Below are 20,229 nucleotides of genomic sequence, written 5' to 3'. Positions count from 1 at the left end.
ATAATGAACGGTTCATAGAAAAAATAATTTTTTGTCCAAAAGTGTTTGAAATTGTATCACCAGACAAATAATTGAAATCTTAAAAGATGTTTCATTGATGGATAAAAAAAGACCACCCAACAATAGGCGGTCTTCATTTTTAATGATTAATGATTAATTTTGTTCTTGCTTTTTTAATGCAGCACCGAGAATATCACCAAGGGAAGCTCCTGAATCTGTTGAACCATATTGAGCAACAGCTTCTTTCCCTTCCGCAATTTCTAAGGCTTTAATGGATGCTGAAAACTTACGCGTTTTTTTATCAAATGCAGTAATACAGGCATCAACTTTCTGTCCAATAGAGAAACGTTCAGTGCGTTGTTCATCACGATCACGTGCCAAATCAGTTCGACGGATGGTTGTTTCTAGATTGTGGTTAACCAATTTTATATCAATACCATTGTCATTGATTCCAATAACTTCACAGGTAACGACAGCACCTTTACGTAGTTCACCAGAAGCTGCTGCTTCTCCAACTTTATCAGAGGAAAGCTGTTTAATTCCTAAAGAGATACGTTCTTTTTCAACGTCAACATCAAGGACAACAGCTTTAACGATGTCACCTTTGTTATAAGTCTCAATGACTTGTTCACCAGGACGATTCCAATCAAGATCAGAAAGATGAACCATACCATCAACATCACCTTCAAGTCCGATGAAGAGACCAAATTCTGTCTTATTTTTGACTTCCCCTTCAACTTGCGAATTTATAGGGAAATTATTGGAGAAAGCTACCCATGGATTTTCGGATGCTTGCTTAAGACCAAGGGAAATTCGCCGTTTAGAAGGATCAACTTCAAGAACAGCAACTTCTACTTCTTGTGATGTAGAAAGGAGTTTTCCAGGATGAACGTTTTTCTTCGTCCAGCTCATTTCAGAAACGTGGATCAGTCCTTCGATTCCTGGTTCGATCTCAACAAAACAACCGTAATCTGTGATATTGGTGACAGAACCAGTGATTTTTTTACCCACTGGATATTTTTCGCTAATGCTATTCCACGGATCATTTTCAAGTTGTTTCATTCCAAGAGAGATACGATGTGTGTCTTGATTGATACGAATAATCTGAACTTTAATCGTTTGACCGATCGTCAAGATCTCAGAGGGGTGGCTAACACGTCGCCATGCCATGTCAGTAACATGCAAAAGGCCATCGATTCCACCAAGATCAATAAAGGCACCATAATCAGTGATATTTTTAACCACGCCTTCAACGATTTGGTTTTCTTCAAGGTTTTGAACAATTTCTGAACGCTGTTCAGCACGACTTTCTTCTAAGATGGTACGGCGTGAGACAACAATATTACCACGACGACGATCCATTTTCAAAATTTCAAACGATTGTGGATTGTGCATTAAAGGGGCAACATCACGGATAGGGCGAATGTCAACTTGGCTACGAGGTAAAAAGGCAACAGCACCATCAAGGTCAACAGTAAAGCCACCTTTTACTTGGCTGAAGATGACTCCATCCACACGTACACCTGCATTGAATTTTTCCTCAAGACGGAACCAACTTTCTTCACGACGTGCTTTTTCACGTGATAGAACAGCTTCACCCATCGCATTTTCAATGCGATCAATGTAAACTTCAACTTCATCGCCGATTTGCAACGAACCGTCTTTACCTTTGCTACCAAATTCCTTAAGAGGAATACGTCCTTCTACCTTAAGACCAGCATCAATAATGGCCATGTCTTTTTCGATTGCAATGATACGACCTTTAACAACAGATCCTTCATTGAGGTCGTTGGTTTGGAAAGATTCCATTAAAAGGGCTTCAAAATCCTCTACCCTGGGATTGTATTGTGACATAAAAACTCCTGATACATACCTTTATTACAAAAGGCATTAGCGCTGGGTTAGTGTTGATATAGGATCATTCCATGATTTTTTTCTTATAAACGGGAAAAAAATTAGCGCTAGATATATGGAAATCACCTTGATGATTCTACAGAGCTGCTCGGGCTTTTATGAGAGGATCAATCAAGGTACAAGCAGTTGCAAATGCTTCTTCTATACTCAATTCGGATGTATCAAGCAAGTGGGCGTTTTCTGCTGATTTAAGAGGACTTTGTTGACGAGTCATATCACGTTCATCGCGTTGTTTTAAATCAGCAAGGATTCCTTGATAATCGGCTTGTTCTCCTCTTTTTAAAATTTCTTGATAACGGCGCTTTGCGCGTATTTGAATATTAGCCACAACATAAAATTTTATATCTGCATCGGGACAAACAACGGTGCCAATGTCGCGGCCATCAAGCACACTTCCTGGAGGAATTTTGATAAAATCGCGTTGTTTAGCGACAAGGATTTCTCGTATAGCTGGCATAGTTGCTATTTTTGAAGCGGCTTCGCCAATTGCATGAGCATTGAGAAGATTTGGATTTAAAATGTTAAGATCAAGTTTTTTTGCATGTGCAATGGCACTTTTTTCATCATCATAAGTCAATCCTTGTTGTAAAAGTGCGTAAGCAACGCTACGATAGGTAAGGCCAGTATCCAAATGGTGAAAATGATAATGAGCAGCAATTTTGCGTGCTAAAGTTCCTTTACCAGAAGCAGCTGGGCCATCAATTGCAATGACAAAAGGATTCAATGAATTTTGCCTCCAAGCTGGTTCATTAAGGGAATAAATGCTGGAAAGCTGGTCGCAATTACCCGTCTATCGTCAATAGTAACAGGTTTTTCTGATACCATCCCAAAAACAAGAAAGCACATTGCAATACGATGATCAAGATGTGTTGTGATGCATCCACCACCTAGACCTTTGGGTGAGTTTTGTCCATGGACAATGAGAAAATCTACACCCTTTTCGCAATCTACATGGTTAATTTTTAATCCTTGCGCAATGATGGAAAGCCGGTCTGATTCTTTAACACGCAGTTCTTCAATTCCGAGCATAGTCGTCTTACCTTCAGCAAAGGCTGCTGCTACTGCTAAAGCAGGATATTCATCAATCATTGAGGGCGCTCGTTCTTTTGGTACAGTAACACCTTTTAATGCTGATGATCTAACACGCAGATCAGCAATATTCTCTCTATCTTTTTGGCGTTGGTTTAAAAATTCGATATTTGCTCCCATTTCCCACAATGTTTGGATAAGACCGATTCTAGAGCTATTTATAAGAACATTTTCAATTGTGATATCGGAATCTTCAATAAGAAGAGCAGCAATGAGTAGAAAAGCAGCAGATGAGGGGTCGCCTGGGATATCAATACTTTGTCCAGTAAGATGTGGCTGGCCGTGCATATGGATGAAACGCGTGCCTTCTTTATTTGTTTCTATATCAAGTTTAGCACCAAATAATTCTAATATTTTTTCTGTATGATCCCGAGTAAGAATGGGTTCAATAACGGTTGTAATGCCAGCTGTATTCAGACTAGCAAGGAGGATTGCTGATTTAACTTGGGCAGAGGCTATAGGCAGACGGTAGCAGATTGGATTAGCCATTTTGGGGCCATAGAGTGTTAAAGGAAAATGGTTCGATGTTGCTTCAATGTTGGTACCCATTAAACGCAGTGGATTGAGAATACGCTCCATCGGACGTTTGGATAAAGAAGCGTCGCCTATAAAAGTTGTTTTCATGTGATAGGAACTAACCATTCCCATGATTAAGCGGGCTCCTGTTGCAGAATTACCAAAATTTAAAGGTTGTTGTGCTTGCAATAGGCAGCCATTACCAGTTCCGCGAATAATCCAGATACCGTTTTCTTTATGAATATGAGCACCCATCGCTTGCATGGCCGCAGCTGTATGCAAAATGTCATCACTTTCAAGAAGTCCATGAATATGTGTTTCACCATTTGCTAATCCTCCCAATATAAGAGATCGATGAGAGATTGATTTATCACCTGGTATTTTAATTTTTCCAGAAAGAGCAGTTGATTTTTGAGCGGTTGCTGGTATTGCATTTTGCATGGAAACTATATCGATTTTATCTAAATTTGACAGAATTAGGTGCTTGTTAGCACATACTGTGATAAGCGTCATGAGAAAATCCGTGCAGAATAATGCATTTATCTTTGACAAACACATCGTTTTTCGCTTAAGCACCGTAAAAAACTTGTCATTTAAATAGCTAACCGAAGAGGCACGGTCCATGGCAAATAAAGAACTTGGAACTAAGCGTGTTGACCCAGAAACGGGAAAGAAGTTTTATGATCTTAATCGTGATCCTATAGTGTCACCTTATACAGGGATTTCTTATCCGCGATCTTATTTTGAGGTTGTAGCCGCTGAGGCAAATAGTGAAGAAGACGCTGATACTGAGGAGCTTGATACAGCGCTTGAAAAATCTGCCTTTATGTTACTTGAAGAAGGTGTTGACGATTCTAAAGATGATGATCTTCCTGATTTAGTGGATGAAGATGTGGATCTTGGGGATGATAAAGATACGTTTTTGTCTCATGATGAAAAAGATGAGGATGACGATATGACCGATATCCTTGGTAATGGTGTTCCTAGTGATGATGATGTTTAAGAAAGGCAAGAGAATTTTGTATTCTTTTTATTGAAGACGAATTCTTCTTGATCTTCGGCTTTTCTCGTTCTAAGAACTTCTTTTATGCTTTATTTTGTTTTTGAGAGAGAAGCTGCTTTTTGTGGGGCTATAGCTCAGCTGGGAGAGCGCTTGCATGGCATGCAAGAGGTCAGCGGTTCAATCCCGCTTAGCTCCACCAAAAATATCAGTATATTTTTCTCTGTAGCATAAACATTTGAAATTAGGTTTATGTACTGATTAACAAGCGCTGTATAATAGCTATTAAATTTTTCTTAAAGAGGTGATTCTTTTTCAAGTTTTTTAAGACGATAAAGTTCTTCTAAAGCATCTTTAGGTGAAAGCTCATCAGGATGGATATTTTTTAAAGCTTCTTTAATTACATCATATTTATCTGTTTTTTTATGTGTAGTGGATATTGTTTGAAGATTAAATAGAGGTAAGTCATCAATTAATTTGTGCCCTTTTTCAGCCATTTCGCTTTGTTCTAATTGATGGAGAACGTCTGTTGCACGGGTAATAACTTCTTCAGGAAGTCCAGCAAGCTTTGCAACTTGTACTCCATAAGATCGGTCAGCAGCTCCTTCAGTTATTTCGTGAAGAAAGATGACATTACCCTCCCAATTTTTGACTTTCATGGTTACATTATGAAGGCGGTCGAGTGTCTTGGTGAGTGCTGTCATTTCGTGAAAATGCGTGGCGAGAATGGCACGACAATGGTTAACTTCGTGAAGATATTCAACAGTCGCCCAAGCAATTGAGAGACCATCAAAAGTTGATGTACCGCGTCCGATCTCGTCGAGAATCACAAGAGAGTGGCTACTTGCATGATTAAGAATAGTTGCTGTTTCAACCATTTCCATCATAAAGGTTGAGCGCCCTCGTGCAAGATCATCAGAAGCGCCGACACGGCTAAATAAACGATCAACAACACCGATATGGGCCGAACTAGCTGGCACAAATGAGCCCATTTGTGCCATAATAGCAATAAGGGCATTTTGTCGCAAAAATGTTGATTTTCCTCCCATATTTGGACCTGTCAACAACCAGATTGCTGCATATTGGTGATTGTTTTTTGCAGAGAGATTACAGTCATTGGCAACAAATGGTTCTATTGCTTGTTTTCGTAATGCTTGCTCTACGACAGGATGGCGTCCTGCAGTGATGCGAAAGGTTAGAGAATTATCAATGATTGGACGACAATATCCTTGTTCTTCAGCTAAATACGCTAAAGCAACGGATACATCTAAAACAGAAAGTGCTTCGGAAACTTTACGAATGAAATCAGCTTGTGCGATAATTTCATTTACAAGCATATCGAAGATTTCAAGCTCAAGCATTATAGCGTGATTCGCTGCATGGGCAATACGACTTTCAAGTTCAGCAAGCTCTGTCGTCGTAAAGCGCATAGCATTTGCCATTGTTTGTCGGTGAATAAAACGCGCTTTTGCTTGTGGATTATTTGTGAGTGTAGATGCTTGTAAGGCTGTAACTTCAATGAAGTAACCTAAAACATTATTATGCTTGATTTTAAGTGTTTTAATGTCCGTTTCTTTAGCATATCGTGCTTGAAGTTCCGCAATGATACGGCGTGATTCATCACGTAAACTGCGCGTTTTATCCAGCTCTTGGTGATAATTAGGGCGAATAAATCCTCCGTCACGCTTAAGAAGTGGAAGATCATCAGCCAATGCTTGATTGAGACGCGTATGCAAGGCAGTAGGTAAGTGTGAAAACACTTCTTGCACATCACTTATTTCTTGGGGAAGCAATTTATTATTGAGTAGCTGATTTAGTTCACTAATAATTTCAAAACCACGCCGAATTGTAGCGATATCACGTGGTTCTCCTCGACCAAGAGCCAAACGTGAAACGGCACGTGACATATCTGGTCCCCCTTTCAAAATAAGATGGGCAGCTTCTGAAAGAGAAGTATTACGCAAGAAAAAGGAAATTGAATCAAGACGTTTATCAATAGCTTCAGGAGATGTTAAAGGAGAAATTAAGCGATCAGCAAGAAGACGTGAACCACCTCCTGTAACTGTGCGGTCAATGGTTTTTAATAAGCTTCCATCGCGTTGGCCAGATGTGGTTCGAATAAGTTCGAGGTTAAGCCTGGTAGCCGCATCAATGAAGAGAGTCGCTTTTTCATTTTGGCGTTCGGGACGCATGAGAGGGGGACGGTGGGTGATTTGTGTTTTTTCAATATAACGAATAGCAGCAGCAATAGCTGAAAATTCAGAGCGTGAATAATCAGCAACGCCTTCAAGGGTTGATAATTTGAAATAATTGCAAATATCATGTTCAGCGGTGATTGTATCGAAAAGAGTAGCTGGTTGAGGTGAGATGAGATGACCAAGAACATTAAAAAGTGATTTCAGAGATTTGTCATGCAACAATGAATCGGCCACTATCACTTCTTGCGGGTCTACGCGCATGATATCTGTTAGAAGTTTTTCATGATGACTTTCTGTAACACGAAATATGCCAGTGGAAATATCAATCCAAGACAAAGCAAATTCTTCTTTATCATTAGTTTTGATGCGGGCAAGTGTCATTAGGTAATTTGCGCGTGTTGGATCAAGGAGTTTTTCTTCCGTTATGGTTCCAGGTGTAATAAGGCGAACAACTTCACGTTGAACGATTGATTTTGAGCTACGTTTTTTTGCTTCTGTGGGATTTTCCATTTGTTCACATACAGCAACGCGGTAACCACAGGCGATGAGTTTTTGCAAATAATCATCAGCTGAATGAACAGGAACACCACACATGGGGATATCTTTACCTAAGTGTTTGCCGCGTGTTGTAAGTGTAATTCCTAAAGCTTGAGAAGCGATAATTGCGTCACTGAAAAATAATTCATAGAAATCACCCATACGATAAAAAAGCAGGCAATCATTATTGACTGCTTTGATTTCTATATATTGCTCCATCATGGGGGTAAGACGTTCTTGGTGTGCGCTAGATGAGGTGGAAGGCTGTAGAGTTACGTTACTTTTATGTTCCGTCCCTTTTTCCATTTTTCTGCACTTATCCCTTTCAATACGTCTTTTTTATTTACTTCAGTCCATATCTTCATTATTTGTGAATGAAAAGATATGGTAAATTACCTGTTAAAGAATAAGCATAACGGTTTCTGGACTATGAATCAAATTTAAAATCAAATAGTTGAACCCATAAGCCAAGCAAGATTTGTACTATTTTGGGAGAAAAATAAGTAAAATGAAAAAAGATGAGCAAGATTATAAAACCTATAAAGCGGTTTATAGTGAAGATGAACAAAAAGCTCTTGATTTTCATAGTTATGGTCAACCTGGAAAGCTTGAAATTGTTGCAACAAAATCTATGAAAACGCAGCATGATTTGGCACTTGCTTATTCGCCAGGGGTTGCTGTGCCTGTTAAAGCAATTGCTCAAAATCCTGAGCTGGCTTATGATTATACAGCCAAAGGTAATCTTGTTGCTGTTATATCAAACGGAACAGCTATTTTAGGTTTAGGAAATTTGGGTGCTTTGGCATCTAAACCAGTGATGGAAGGAAAAGCAGTGCTTTTTAAGCGCTTTGCTGATGTTGATGCCATTGATTTAGAAGTTGATACGAATGATACAGAAAGTTTTGTCAATTTAGTGCGTCATTTGGAGCCATCTTTTGGTGGTATTAATCTTGAAGATATTAAAGCACCTGACTGTTTCATTATTGAAAATCGTTTATGTGAGATAATGAATATTCCTGTTTTTCACGATGATCAGCATGGAACGGCAATTGTTGCAGTTGCTGGTATGATAAATGCTTTGCGTTTAACCGGACGCAATATAGAGAATACGCGGTTGGTTTGCAATGGTGCAGGGTCTGCAGGTATTGCTTGTATTCAATTGCTTAAGGAGATTGGTTTCCGACCTGAAAATATCCTATTATGTGATACGAAGGGGATTGTGTATGAAGGTCGTGAAGAGGGTATGAATCCTTGGAAATCTGCTCATGCTACTAAAACAGATAAACGCACTCTCGCTGAAGCAATGGAGGGTGCTGATATATTTTTTGGGGTTTCAGTGAAAGGCGCGTTAACCGGAAAACTAGTAAAGTCAATGGCTCCTCGGCCAATTATTTTTTCTATGGCTAATCCTGATCCAGAAATCACACCGGAAGAGGTTATGCAAGTGCGTGATGATGCTATCATAGCAACAGGTCGATCAGATTATCCTAATCAGATTAATAATGTTCTTTGTTTTCCATATATGTTTCGTGGTGTACTTGATGTCCGTGCGACAATTATTAATGAACACATGAAAATTGCTGCAGCAAAAGCTATTGCAGATTTGGCATGTGAGGAAGTGCCGGAGAGCGTTATGGAAGCTTATAATGGCCGTCGATTGAAATTTGGTCCGGATTATATCATACCCGTTCCATTTGATCCTCGTTTGCTTCCAGTTGTTTCAGCTGCAGTAGCCAATGCAGCTATGGAAAGTGGTGTTGCCAAAAAGAATATTAATAATTTAGAAGCTTATAAACGTGATTTGAATGCTAGGCGTGATCCATTTTTATGATAGGTGGTGTTTATCGTCATGTTTATTAAGCATCAGAAATAAAAAACAGGTTAAGATACTCTTGGTCGTGCTAAAAAATTTCTGAGATCATTGAAGAGATAATTTCTTTTATCAATGGATTAGGATTATCAGGAATAAAAAATATTGTAAGCATTCCAAAATTTCAGCTTTGTAAACAACAAGAAGGCTATGGAATTTTAAAGGTGTTGTTATTTTTTATATAAATGGAGCTTCTATAGAGGCGATGTAGCAGTATCTTTTAATGCAGATTAACAGGGGGCATTCATTTTATGAAGTTTGGCTAATCATTACCTTAAATGATTAACACAATGTTCCAAGCTTATTGATGAAGCAGCTATTATGAGCTTTTGAATGGATGCAATATAGATTTTATAAATATGGTATTACCCATATTCTCGGTAAATCTTGCTTTAAAAGCAAAAATATCTAATTTTATGATCTTACCAATGACAAGAGAAGAAACAGCAGAGTACACATGATTGTGCGAAAAGATTGTTAGGATGATTGTGTAGGTTTATCTTTTTGTTCTGCAGCAATACGTCGTTGAAATAGAGTTACAAAATCAATCGGATCGATCCACAGAGGTGGAAAGCCACCATTTTGAGTTGCATCAGATATAATTTGCCGTACAAAAGGAAATAAAAGACGGGGACACTCAATAAAAACCAGCGGCATAATGTGTTCTTGTGGGATATTTTGAATATGGAAAACACCACCATAAACTAGTTCTACATGAAACAATATATCATTATCATCACCGGCTTTGACTGAAAGTGATAAGACAACATCGTAATTATCATCACCAACTGGATTAGCATCAACGTTAATATTGATGTCAATTTTGGGTGATTTTTCTCGCGGACGCAATGACCGAGGAGCGTTTGGATTCTCAAATGAGAGATCTTTCAAATATTGAGTCAATACAGCGAAAATAGGTTTTTCATTGTCATTATTTATTTCACTACCTTGAGCCATATTAAAAAACCTTTCATTATCTTAGATAATTTGTTCTAACTCTAAAAACAAATTGGTTATCATGCCTTGCAAGAGGTTGCAAGAAACGTCCTCATTATCTTTATTATTTTTTTGTATCTGTTAAGTTTTTTGAATGATTATCATTGCTTTTATGCCAAGGAGATTCTTTCGCATTATAGCTTTGATAATTTTCTGCATTAAGTTCAATTATATTTTCAAATTTATTTTGAGACGTTGTTTTAGCATTAGCGTTGATTTTATTATTTAATAATGAGAGGAAGGATTGAGCACAAGTGCGTACTGATTTTATAAGAAGTAATATTCCTATAATATCGCTTACAAAACCAGGAATAATAAGTAAAATTGCACCAATAAGAATAAAAGCTTCATCGCTTATATTATGCGTTGGCATATGCCCTTGAATAAGACCACGTTGTATATTTTTAAGGAGGTTAACGCCATAAATACGGAGTAAAATGCTTCCACTTATCATTGTTAAAAAGATTAAACTCAAAGTTGCTAAAACCCCAATTTCCTTTCCAACAAGGATAAAACCAGCAATTTCAACAAAAAGAGCGCAAAGGACAATAACCAGTAAAAAGCGGGGTTTTATATGATAAAATTTTGTCACACGAAAATTCCCTTCTCAATATTTTACATAGAAAGAATTTATATAAGCATTATTGTTTTAACTTAAACAGGGAAGCATAAATACGATTTGATTAACACTATTTTGAATGGCAAATTAACTTATTTTACATGTGTATTGATAGATGTTATTGATTGCAATGTTTTTATGGATCATTTTTAGGTTTGGAGATTGACGACAATCATGGGATTTGATGTTGTATTTGTGATTGCTCTTGTTGTTATGGTTATTGTTTTTGTACAATTACGTAATGTATTAGGTAAACGTACTGGTTTTGAAAGACCTCCTTTCAATCCTTATTCTGGTCATTCTACAAAACAGGTTGAAACAGATACAACAGGTGATATTGTTTCATTTCCTCAGCAAATTAATGCGCAAAAGGGTGATTTTAGCGATATTGATGCAATTGCACCAAAAGGAAGCGCATTGAATGATGGTTTGCGGGCTATTCGTCAGGCTGATTCTAGTTTTTCTCCTCAGTTTTTCATAAATGGTGTTCAAGTTGCCTATGAAATGATCATGACAGCTTTTGCGCAAGGCAATCGCGATCAGCTTAAAGAACTTCTTTCTCAAAATGTTTTTGAAAGTTTTTGTGAGGCTATTGAACAGCGCGAAAAAAGAAATGAAAGAATTCAATTTACTTTTGTTGGGATTAATAAGGTTGAATTTATTTCAGCAGGAATGCAAAAAAGAGAAGAGTTGCTCACCGTGCGTATTGTCAGTGAGATTATTTCTGTGACTTATAATGAGCAAGAAGAGCGTATAGATGGTGATCCTGAGACTATTGTAGAAATTAGAGATGTTTGGACTTTTGTTCGTGACAGTGTATCGAAAAATCCAAATTGGAAGCTTTTTGCAACGGAAGATGAAAGTTAAAATAATTTTGCGTTTATTTGGTGTTTTGAATAAGATCCAATAAAGTTGGAAGATCAAGTGGCTAGAAATGAATGGGAAGAAAAACTTAAAGCCATTGATTGCACAAGATCGTTTGTTGTGGGAAAAGATTTGTCAGACTGTTACACCTCTTCATAGAGATTTCTCTTCTTCCGTGCAAAAAGATATTGAGAATATCGAAAATAAAAAATTACAAGTGACACAAGTTGTTCCACTCTTTCAAGAACCTCAACAAAGATCAACGATGGTTAAGGGAAGAAAAGAGATGGTTGCGCAAACAGAAAAAATACAGCATTTCAATCGCGCAATATATCGTAAAATTGCAAGAGGTCATCGTCCTATCGAAGCACGGATTGATCTCCATGGTCTTGTACAAGATGAGGCTTATTTTTCTTTAAAAGAATTTCTTCAGTCTTCTCAGCGGCGTGGATTGAGTCATGTTTTGGTTATAACAGGAAAAGGCCGATCACATGGGAGTGATGGTGCTTTGTATCGGTTTGTTCCTCATTGGTTATCAACGACGGTTTTTCGATGCTATGTTTATGCATTTGAGCAAGCTAGTCCCCAGCATGGTGGTCGGGGTGCGCTTTATGTTTGGCTGCGTCGTTCTATCTAAAGGGCATAATGCTTTTGATATCAGTTGCATTGAGTATGATGCTTTCGGGGAATATTTTGAAGAGACGCTGTAGGGTATAAAAGGTGGTGATTTTTATATTACAGTTTTGTTTCTTTCGATTCATATAGTACAAATTATTTTGTTCTATCCATTTCAATGAAAATAATTTGATATATTTGTGAGCGATAGGAAAACTACAAATTTTCATGGGATTAATCTGTAACCAATTCTAAAGTTTCCTCTTGATTTCTTATTTAAGGTAACACTAATGAGTTATTTTTATTTTATAGGCATGTAGTAGGTTGAGTGCAGAGATTAAAGACAGCATTGATATTCATGCTCCGAAAAGGTGCAAAATTCCGTACTTTTTTTGCTATTTTTCAATGAGAGAACAAAGTTTGTTATCACAGAAAATTATTTTTACGTTTTTATTTCAGACAGTTCTTGTAGTTTGAAATGATGAATTGTTGAGCAAAATTCACATGTAACAGAAATCTTTTCATTTTTTGTTATTTGAATTCGTTCTTCTGAAGAAAATCCATCTAATATTTCTTTAATTTTCTTGCGGGAACAAGAACATTTAGCTACGATGGGAAGGGCTTTAAAAACTTTGACACCTTGTTCGTGAAAGAGGCGGAATAATAATCGTCCAGTTCCCACTTGAGGGTCAGAAAGTTCTGCATTTTCAATGGTTTCCATAAGTGCCTTAACTTCTTGCCATTGGTCTTCAAGTTGGGCGTGGGTTTTGACTTCTTGTATTTTTTGATGAGAGGATGCTTGAGGTAGGAGTTGCGTTAAAATACCTCCTGCTCGCCAACTTTTCTTCGTTTGTCTTTGTTGATTACGATGAATTAATGTGGCGACTGCTAAACGGACATCGGTCGAAATTTGTTCTGATTGGTTAAAATAAGTACAAGCAACTTTTTGTAAATTTGATCCATCTAATGCAACAATTCCTTGATAGCGTTGCGTGTGGGCTCCTTGGTCAATAGTAAGGGCCAAAGTGCCTTTCCCAAGAAGTATTTCTGAAGATGTTTGATTGTCAATGATTGCTTGTTTTAAGCGTTCTTCATCAAAACGAGCATAACCTCGTAGATTGGAAGGGGCAGTAAAATCGCATACCAACATATTTACTGGCCCATCGGAATGGGTTTGTAAAATAAGTTTGCCTTCAAATTTAAGTGATGTGCCGAGGAGAACGGTTAAAACTAAAACTTCTGCTAAAAGATATGAGACAGGTTCAGGATATTGATGTTGTATAAGGATAGAGTTTAAAATTTCTCCGAGTTGTACAACTCGTCCACGGATATCAAGTCCTTCAACTTGAAAGGGAATGACAGCGTCCTCTCTATTTAGGTCAATGTCATTAAAATAGATGTCATTTTTAGTCTGGTCAGATTTTTTATTCATATCTTTTTTATGTTTTGTTTTGACAAATTATTGTGTGGAGAAGAATGCATCTTGTAAACACCAAGAAAGAATTGATTTTTGAGTGTGAAGACGATTTTCAGCTTCATCAAATACAACAGAATGTGGCCCATCGATTACGGAATCTACAACTTCTTCGCCACGGTGAGCAGGAAGGCAATGCATAAAAAGAGCATTAGGTTTCGCTAATTTCATTAAGGCTTCATTAACTTGATAGGGTTGAAAAATCGAGTGATTGCGAGCACGAAATTCTTGCCCCATAGAAATCCACGTGTCAGTGATGATGCAATCAACATTTTCGACGGTTTCTTGCGGATTATGGGTGTATGTAATATGAGCGCCTTGTTCACGTGCCCAGTTGACATATCGTGCTTGTGGTTCACTCCCCTGTGGTGTCGCAAAGCGTAAGTGAAAATCAAAAAGAACTGTTGCTTCAATCAAAGAATGGAGAACATTGTTGCCATCTCCGACCCAAGCGAATATTTTGCCGGCAATGGGGCCACGATGTTCTTCATAAGTAAGAATATCCGCCAAAATTTGGCAAGGGTGTGTGTCATCTGTAAGGGCATTAATAACAGGAACTTGGGCATATTGCGCTAATTCAAGCATTCGGTGATGTGCTGCAGTACGCAATAAGATAATATCTACAAAACGCGATAATACGCGTGCTGTATCAGCGATAGTTTCACTGTGGCCAAGTTGCATCTCTGAACCTGTTAACATAAGCGTGTCCCCACCAAGTTGACGCATACCAACATCAAATGAAACTCGGGTGCGTGTTGATGGTTTTTCAAAAATCATTGCCAGTGTTTTTCCCACAAAGGGTTTTGAAGCTTTTCCTTCTTTAAAAGTTTTTTTGAGGATTTTGGCGTAATCGATAAGAGCTCGTGCTGTTTGTGGAGTTAAAATAGATAAGTCGGTGAAGTGACGAGGAGCATGTGTCATGATATTATATTTGTCTTTCTTTGTTAGTTTGCGAAAGATGAGCAATTGCTTTTTCAATACGATGCAGGCCTTCACATACTTCGTCTTCAGTTATTATAAGAGGGGGCAAAAAGCGTACGACATTTTTACTCGTACCAACGCTTAGAATATGTTCATTTTCTAATGCGGTGATTAGCTCTTGTTGAGGAACTACACATTGAACACCTATCATAAGGCCTGTTCCTTGAATCGCGTTGATTACGTCAGGATAAGTATCAAGAAGGGTTGAAAGTCCTTGTTTTAGTTTATTTGCTACGTGTTGAACATGATCAAGGAATCCTGGTTCTAAGACAATATCAAGGACGCTATTGCTAACAGCCATGCCAAGAAGATTACCTCCAAAAGTTGAGCCATGAGTTCCTGGTATCATGCATTTTGCAGCTTTATCTGTTGCAAGACAGGCTCCTAATGGAAAGCCTCCTCCTAGTCCCTTTGCAAGGGTAAGAATATCGGGAGTGATATTACTCCATTCATAAGCGAACAATTTTCCTGTTCGTCCTATTCCGGTTTGGATTTCATCCAAAATTAATAACAGATCATTCTCATTACATAGGTTGCGTAAAAACTTTAAAGTTTCATGAGGGACTGTCCGCAATCCTCCTTCTCCTTGAATGGGTTCAATAAGGATGGCTGCTGTATTGTTATTAATGGCATTACGTAAAGCTTTTTCGTCATTAAAGGGAACTTGAACAAAGCCACCAGCTTTAGGACCAAAGCCTTCAAGATATTTTTTTTGTCCACTAGCTGCAAGCGTTGCAAGTGTACGACCGTGAAATGCACCTTCAAAAGTAATGATTTCAACACGTGTTGGTTGACCTAGGGTATAATAATAACGGCGAGCAGTTTTAAATGCACATTCCAGTGTTTCAGCACCAGAATTACAGAAAAAAACCTTATCAGCAAAGCTATTTGCACAAAGACGCATAGCAAGAGCCTCTTGTTCAGGGGATTGAAAAAGATTAGAAATGTGCCAGAGTTTTTCACTTTGTGTTTTAAGAGCATGAATCAGTTTTTGGTGACCATATCCTAAGACATTGACAGCAATGCCAGATGTAAAATCAAGGTAACGCTCTCCTTTATCAGAAATAAGCCATACACCATCGCCTTGTGTAAAATGTAAATTACGTCGATTAAAGCTATTATAAAGTGACTGCCTAGAGGTTATGCTCATCATTATTTCCTTTTTCTGAGCACTGTTTATAATAAATAAAACAACGCTGCATTAATGATAGACTATCGCGTTAATTAATAAAAGCTTTCAATAATCTGTATTTGCATACAAGAGTTGAAATAAATACAAAGATTTATTTATAATATTAATCTGCAAGTTGGGGAAAACATCTTAAAAGCACACTTCAAGAAGGAAAGGCCCTTGTCATAGAGTTGTTAGACATTGTAGTCTAAGTTAGCAAACGAGATTGTGTATCCGTTTGCAAATTCCACGGGTTCAATGAAGTTTCGAGTGCTTTGTTTCAAAGTATTAGAATACTTCATTAAACTGTTTAAATATGGTTAATACATTTGGGGTGCTTTTGGATGTACCTCGATGGAATGATCGGAATGGAGTTCTGGTATGAGTTGGACACATGAGCGCGTTGAACTGCTTAGGAAGCTTTGGAGTGAAGGTTTAAGCGCAAGTCAAATCGCTGCTCAGTTGGGTGAGGTTAGCAGGAATGCTGTAATTGGTAAAGTACATCGGTTAAAATTACCAGGACGTGTTAAAACAGTGCAACTAGTGTCGCGTACGCAAAAAACACTTACCGCTGATATAGTGCCGTCAGTATCTAGAGTGCATCGTGTTACACCATCGGTAACACCAGAAATTTCTCCGTCTTGTAGTGTTAGAACAACAGCTTTAAAAGTAGATCTTATGACGCATGACACAGCAAAAGATGATGTTTCTGCAACATCAAAAGTCGTTGTTCCTATGGCGCGTCATCTTAATCTTTTGCAACTGAGTGAGAATACATGTAGATGGCCGGTTGGGGATCCTTTATTATCGGATTTTCATTTTTGTGGTGCTGACTCCGGGGAAGGCAGTCCTTATTGTGCTTTTCATGCTAAGATAGCATTTCAACCAATTTCAGAAAGACGGCGAGCAAGAGTGTAATGCTCGCAATATATTTTGAGTTGAACATCAGATTGCATAATTAAGTTTTAATTTTGTGGATATAAGTTTTCTTTCTTTGAGAAGATGCGGTTATTTTCATTATTTAAGCTTCTTATTGAAATGAAGATGAGAAACTTTTCTTCAACAAAACGAGTAGGTTTTGAGTGTAACAAGAAAAATAGACATATATTTTTAAGCATACATAATTTAAATCAAAGCGGAATTTCTACTTTGTTCGATTTTTAACAGTTCATTTGGGTAATATGAGTGGTGTGTCATTGGACGATTTTTGTATAGTTGCTATGGCTTGTTCAATTTTGGGTAGGATTTTTTGCTGATAAATTTGCCATGTTAAAGGGCCAATATGTGTAGCGATAATAACGCTGTCTTTGTTTAAAACAAAAATTTCCGGTGATCCATATATGCCCCAGTTGATAGCTGTATACCCTGAAGCGTCAAAGCCAACATATTTAAAAGGGTTACCAAAATTATTTAAAAAACGTTGGGCGTTATCTTTATTATCCTTATAATTAATTCCAATAAGATCAAAACGTTGATCTTTTGCGATTTCCATGAGAATGGGGTGTTCTTGGCGGCAGGATGGACACCAAGATCCCCAAAAATTAACCAACGTTACGCGCCCTTTAAATTCTTCTGAATTTAAATAATTCTCATTATTTAATAAAGGAAGGTGAATTTTAGGAGCTGGTTTTCCAATGAATGCGTTCGGAATGAAAGAGGCATCATAGAGATTTTTTTTATCTATAGAGCTAAAAAAAAATGTGATCAGAAGGAGAAATAGCAAGAATGGTCCAAAAAGGCTCAATAAAACAAGCCAAGACATTTTTTTTCTAGATTTGGATGGAGCGATTTTCATTGTATTTTTCTTTCCAAACCAGCTCTTTTGTTTGCAGTTGTTGCAGGATCTTTTTTTGGTGTGTACTCTTACAAATAATATGTCCAATGAGACAGAGAAGAATTATTGCAGAAAGTACATAGCTTAAGACAACAATCTGTTCATGATGAAGGGTACCGAGGAGACGATCAATGCGTTGGGAAAAATTTTCCAAATGTTGATTTTGGATGTTATTGAGGTCGAGCATAACGAAGTGTCCTAGTTCTGAGTGCGGTCGGCTGCTTTATTTTGAAGTGTTTGTATATAACGGTAAGTGATTTCATTTTGCATAGCCAGTAAATGCAATATAATGAACAAAAAAATAAAACAAAGAGTCATTGTTATCAATGGCCATAACATGGGACTGTCAATTGTTGTGCCTCCTGCACGTAATAATGATGCCGGTTGATGGAGTGTATTCCACCAACTGACAGAAAATTTGATAATGGGGATATTGACGGATCCAACGAGTGTCAGAATTGCTATAGCATATGCAGCTTTGACCTGGTTATGAAAAGCACGCGAGAGCATGACAATAGCGATGTAGATAAAAAATAGGATCAAAACTGATGTCAGTCTAGCATCCCATACCCACCATGTTCCCCATGTAGGACGCCCCCAAAGAACTCCTGTCATTAAAGCCAAGGCTGTAAAGATTGTTCCAATAGGTGCAGCACATTTAAGGGCTATACTAGCGAGGTGATGACCCCAAACTAAGCTGCTGAGTGCGGCGACGCTCATCATGATGTAACAGAATGTTGATAACCACGCAAATGGTGCGTGAATATACATAATTCTGACAGTAATTCCCTGTTGATAATCATGAGGAGAATGTATAACCAAAGTTAGACCTAGAATAAGCAAAAACACTGTGATACTAGCTAACCAAGGCAAAATAGTTCTGCTGACCTGCATGAAACGGGTTGAATTTGCGAAGGTCAATTTCGTGTTTTTATTGTGCGATAATTTATCCATAGATTTTATAATAGGCAGACTTTGGTTTCGCGGCAATTTTTTTTATTACTCTGATAAATATTTAAGTGTTATCGCTGTTACAAAAGAACTAAATACACTAAAAAAGAGTGAAAAAGCTATAAGAAGAGCCAAGGCAGTAAAAAAAGAAACATTTTGTGTTGTTGGAGCTGTGGCAGTTGCAATGCCAAAGATCAATATTGGAATTGTCCATGGTAAAATGATGATAAAAATAAGGATAGTACTGTGTGAAAGTGATATTGCTAATGCCGCACCGATAGAGCCAATAAAAATGATAGCAGGTGTCCCGCATAAAAGGGTAAGCATTGTCACAAAAATTGTCGTCATATCCAAATAGAACATGAATGCTAAAATAGGAGTCACAAAAATGATGGGCAGCATGGTTCCCAACCAATGCGCAAGGCATTTGGTAAAAACAATTAATGCTAAGCTTTGCCTTTGGTCAAAGAGGATAAATTGGTCGAGATTTCCATCATCACGGTCAGTTTGAAACAGTTTATTAAGGTTGAGGAGTCCTGCGAAAAGAGCTCCAAGCCACAACATGCCTGGGCCTATTCGTGCAAGAATGTCTGGATCTGACCCTATAGCAAAAGGGGTCATCATAATGATGGCAATGAAAAACAAAAGCCCTGTTAATAAAGAATTTTGTGGAGCTAAGGTTAGTTTGAGATCGCGCCAGAATAAAGCTTTCATTCTACGTTCTCCTGGGAAGGTAAAAAATTCTCTAGAGCAATTATATGGTTTTCAGGAAGACCAAGAGGCGTATGGGTTACCGCTATAATCATTCCGCCTCGGTTGAGATGATGTTGAAAAAGATTAGCGCAGATAGCTTGAGCATAACTATCCATCCCAGATATTGGTTCATCTAAAATCCAAAGAGGGCGATAAGATAATAAAAGGCGAGCGATAGCTACGCGTCTTTTTTGACCAGTTGATAAAACGTTGAAGGGTAAATGTCCAAGATCGGCAAGGCCAACTTCTGCAAGGGCTTCATAAGGTTGGCAAAGATTTTGACCATAAAATTCTGCCCAAAATTTCAGATTGTCGATAACTGATAAAAAAGCTTTCATGGCATTTTGGGTACTAAGATAATGGCATGCAGCTGCTACAGGGTATATTTGTTTTTGGTCTTGAAGCACGACATGACCTTCAGAAGCTTTAAGAAGACCGACAATGATTCGTAGCAATGTAGATTTTCCAATGCCATTTGGACCTGTGATTGTCATGAGTTGTTGCGTGGATAAACAAAAAGAAAGGCTTTGAAAGAGAATTTTTTCATTTCTATATGCTGCTAAATTTTTGCTCAATAACATCATGGATTGCTTGTTTTCTCCTTCGTTTCTGTAGTTCTTATTGCGTTATAAAGCAAAAAACATATTTTTTGTGCAATTGTATCTAGAATAGTTCTAAGAATAATTCTATAAAGTATGCACTACATTAATGGTTCATGTGAAACAGATTTTGAGGTTAATCTCCAAATTTGCTAATAAGAAGACGGGGAATGGATAGCGGAAAAGTTATACTCGCATTTAAGTTGCGACTTGGCTCGTGTTTGTATTATTCCTTCTGGGAAGCAAGT

Annotated in this window: 17 protein-coding genes, 1 tRNA gene and 2 pseudogenes; 6 read left to right on the top strand and 14 right to left on the bottom strand. The window is 37.8% G+C overall.

Going from position 1 to position 20,229, the window contains the following annotated elements:
• Positions 1 to 153: 153 nt before the first annotated feature.
• The 3 genes from rpsA to aroA all read right to left on the bottom strand — a co-directional run bounded on the left by rpsA (position 154) and on the right by aroA (position 3,960).
• A complete protein-coding gene (rpsA, locus tag H710_RS00695; protein WP_041848943.1) occupies positions 154 to 1,854 on the bottom strand; it encodes a 30S ribosomal protein S1 in 1,701 nt (566 codons plus the stop codon).
• Positions 1,855 to 1,990: 136 nt separating this feature from the next.
• Positions 1,991 to 2,638, bottom strand: a complete 648-nt coding sequence (gene cmk, locus H710_RS00690) for a (d)CMP kinase (RefSeq protein ID WP_041848942.1) — start codon at positions 2,636 to 2,638, stop codon at positions 1,991 to 1,993.
• Positions 2,635 to 3,960 carry a 3-phosphoshikimate 1-carboxyvinyltransferase gene (aroA, locus tag H710_RS00685; RefSeq protein WP_041848941.1) on the bottom strand — a complete coding sequence of 442 codons (1,326 nt, stop codon included), beginning with the start codon at positions 3,958 to 3,960 and terminating at the stop codon, positions 2,635 to 2,637. Before aroA ends, cmk begins: the two co-directional genes overlap by 4 nt.
• 181 nt (positions 3,961 to 4,141) lie before the next feature.
• Between aroA and H710_RS00680 the strand changes: the two genes are divergently transcribed.
• Both H710_RS00680 and H710_RS00675 read left to right on the top strand, forming a co-directional pair.
• Positions 4,142 to 4,522 (top strand): TIGR02300 family protein, encoded by a 381-nt coding sequence (locus tag H710_RS00680; RefSeq protein WP_041848940.1) that lies wholly within the window; start codon positions 4,142 to 4,144, stop codon positions 4,520 to 4,522.
• A 123-nt stretch (positions 4,523 to 4,645) separates the two neighbouring features.
• Positions 4,646 to 4,721 (top strand) — tRNA-Ala (locus H710_RS00675).
• Positions 4,722 to 4,815: 94 nt separating this feature from the next.
• Here the strand turns inward: H710_RS00675 and mutS are convergent.
• Positions 4,816 to 7,560, bottom strand: coding sequence for a DNA mismatch repair protein MutS (gene mutS, locus H710_RS00670; RefSeq protein ID WP_041848939.1), 2,745 nt, complete (start codon positions 7,558 to 7,560; stop codon positions 4,816 to 4,818).
• Between the two features lie 202 nt (positions 7,561 to 7,762).
• On the opposite strand from mutS, the pseudogene H710_RS00665 reads away from it, so the two are divergent.
• Positions 7,763 to 9,076 (top strand): annotated as a pseudogene (locus H710_RS00665) (malic enzyme-like NAD(P)-binding protein); the annotation flags it as partial.
• Positions 9,077 to 9,601: 525 nt separating this feature from the next.
• Here H710_RS00665 and secB read toward each other — a convergent pair.
• On the bottom strand, positions 9,602 to 10,081 hold the full coding sequence (gene secB, locus H710_RS00660) for a protein-export chaperone SecB (RefSeq protein WP_041848938.1): 480 nt from the start codon (positions 10,079 to 10,081) through the stop codon (positions 9,602 to 9,604).
• Positions 10,082 to 10,184: 103 nt separating this feature from the next.
• Positions 10,185 to 10,712 carry an FxsA family protein gene (locus H710_RS00655; protein ID WP_041848937.1) on the bottom strand — a complete coding sequence of 176 codons (528 nt, stop codon included), beginning with the start codon at positions 10,710 to 10,712 and terminating at the stop codon, positions 10,185 to 10,187.
• A gap of 201 nt (positions 10,713 to 10,913) precedes the next feature.
• On the opposite strand from H710_RS00655, the gene H710_RS00650 reads away from it, so the two are divergent.
• Positions 10,914 to 11,606: a Tim44/TimA family putative adaptor protein gene (locus H710_RS00650; RefSeq protein WP_041848936.1), complete on the top strand. Its 693-nt coding sequence runs from the start codon at positions 10,914 to 10,916 to the stop codon at positions 11,604 to 11,606.
• Between the two features lie 45 nt (positions 11,607 to 11,651).
• Positions 11,652 to 12,240 (top strand): annotated as a pseudogene (locus H710_RS00645) (Smr/MutS family protein).
• Between the two features lie 420 nt (positions 12,241 to 12,660).
• On the opposite strand, the gene H710_RS00635 reads toward H710_RS00645, so the two are convergent.
• The 3 genes from H710_RS00635 to H710_RS00625 are packed head-to-tail and all read right to left on the bottom strand — an operon-like array spanning position 12,661 to position 15,823.
• The gene (locus H710_RS00635; RefSeq protein ID WP_041848933.1) at positions 12,661 to 13,650 is read right to left on the bottom strand and encodes an Hsp33 family molecular chaperone; all 990 of its coding nucleotides are present in this window, start codon (positions 13,648 to 13,650) and stop codon (positions 12,661 to 12,663) included.
• A gap of 27 nt (positions 13,651 to 13,677) precedes the next feature.
• Positions 13,678 to 14,613 carry an ornithine carbamoyltransferase gene (argF, locus tag H710_RS00630; protein ID WP_041848932.1) on the bottom strand — a complete coding sequence of 312 codons (936 nt, stop codon included), beginning with the start codon at positions 14,611 to 14,613 and terminating at the stop codon, positions 13,678 to 13,680.
• 4 nt (positions 14,614 to 14,617) lie between these two features.
• Positions 14,618 to 15,823 carry an aspartate aminotransferase family protein gene (locus tag H710_RS00625; protein WP_041848931.1) on the bottom strand — a complete coding sequence of 402 codons (1,206 nt, stop codon included), beginning with the start codon at positions 15,821 to 15,823 and terminating at the stop codon, positions 14,618 to 14,620.
• 402 nt (positions 15,824 to 16,225) lie between these two features.
• Between H710_RS00625 and H710_RS00620 the strand changes: the two genes are divergently transcribed.
• Entirely contained in the window at positions 16,226 to 16,762 is a 537-nt protein-coding gene (locus H710_RS00620; RefSeq protein WP_041848930.1) for a GcrA family cell cycle regulator, read from the top strand.
• A gap of 250 nt (positions 16,763 to 17,012) precedes the next feature.
• Here H710_RS00620 and H710_RS00615 read toward each other — a convergent pair whose 3' ends face one another.
• Genes H710_RS00615 through ccmA form a run of 5 tightly spaced genes read right to left on the bottom strand, consistent with a single transcriptional unit; the run spans position 17,013 to position 19,966 of the window.
• Positions 17,013 to 17,639 carry a DsbE family thiol:disulfide interchange protein gene (locus tag H710_RS00615; RefSeq protein WP_041848929.1) on the bottom strand — a complete coding sequence of 209 codons (627 nt, stop codon included), beginning with the start codon at positions 17,637 to 17,639 and terminating at the stop codon, positions 17,013 to 17,015.
• Entirely contained in the window at positions 17,614 to 17,865 is a 252-nt protein-coding gene (ccmD, locus tag H710_RS00610; RefSeq protein WP_041848928.1) for a heme exporter protein CcmD, read from the bottom strand. Before ccmD ends, H710_RS00615 begins: the two co-directional genes overlap by 26 nt.
• An 11-nt stretch (positions 17,866 to 17,876) precedes the next feature.
• The gene (locus tag H710_RS00605) at positions 17,877 to 18,632 is read right to left on the bottom strand and encodes a heme ABC transporter permease (protein ID WP_041848927.1); all 756 of its coding nucleotides are present in this window, start codon (positions 18,630 to 18,632) and stop codon (positions 17,877 to 17,879) included.
• A gap of 45 nt (positions 18,633 to 18,677) precedes the next feature.
• The gene (gene ccmB, locus H710_RS00600; RefSeq protein ID WP_041848926.1) at positions 18,678 to 19,343 is read right to left on the bottom strand and encodes a heme exporter protein CcmB; all 666 of its coding nucleotides are present in this window, start codon (positions 19,341 to 19,343) and stop codon (positions 18,678 to 18,680) included.
• Complete coding sequence (gene ccmA, locus H710_RS00595) at positions 19,340 to 19,966, bottom strand: heme ABC exporter ATP-binding protein CcmA (RefSeq protein ID WP_041848925.1); 627 nt, start codon at positions 19,964 to 19,966, stop codon at positions 19,340 to 19,342. Before ccmA ends, ccmB begins: the two co-directional genes overlap by 4 nt.
• Positions 19,967 to 20,229 lie beyond the last annotated feature (263 nt).

Source organism: Bartonella bacilliformis Ver097, from assembly GCF_000709795.1.
In the GTDB taxonomy this organism is placed as follows: Bacteria; Pseudomonadota; Alphaproteobacteria; order Rhizobiales; family Rhizobiaceae; genus Bartonella; species Bartonella bacilliformis_A.
This window is presented reverse-complemented; position numbering and strand designations above follow the sequence as displayed.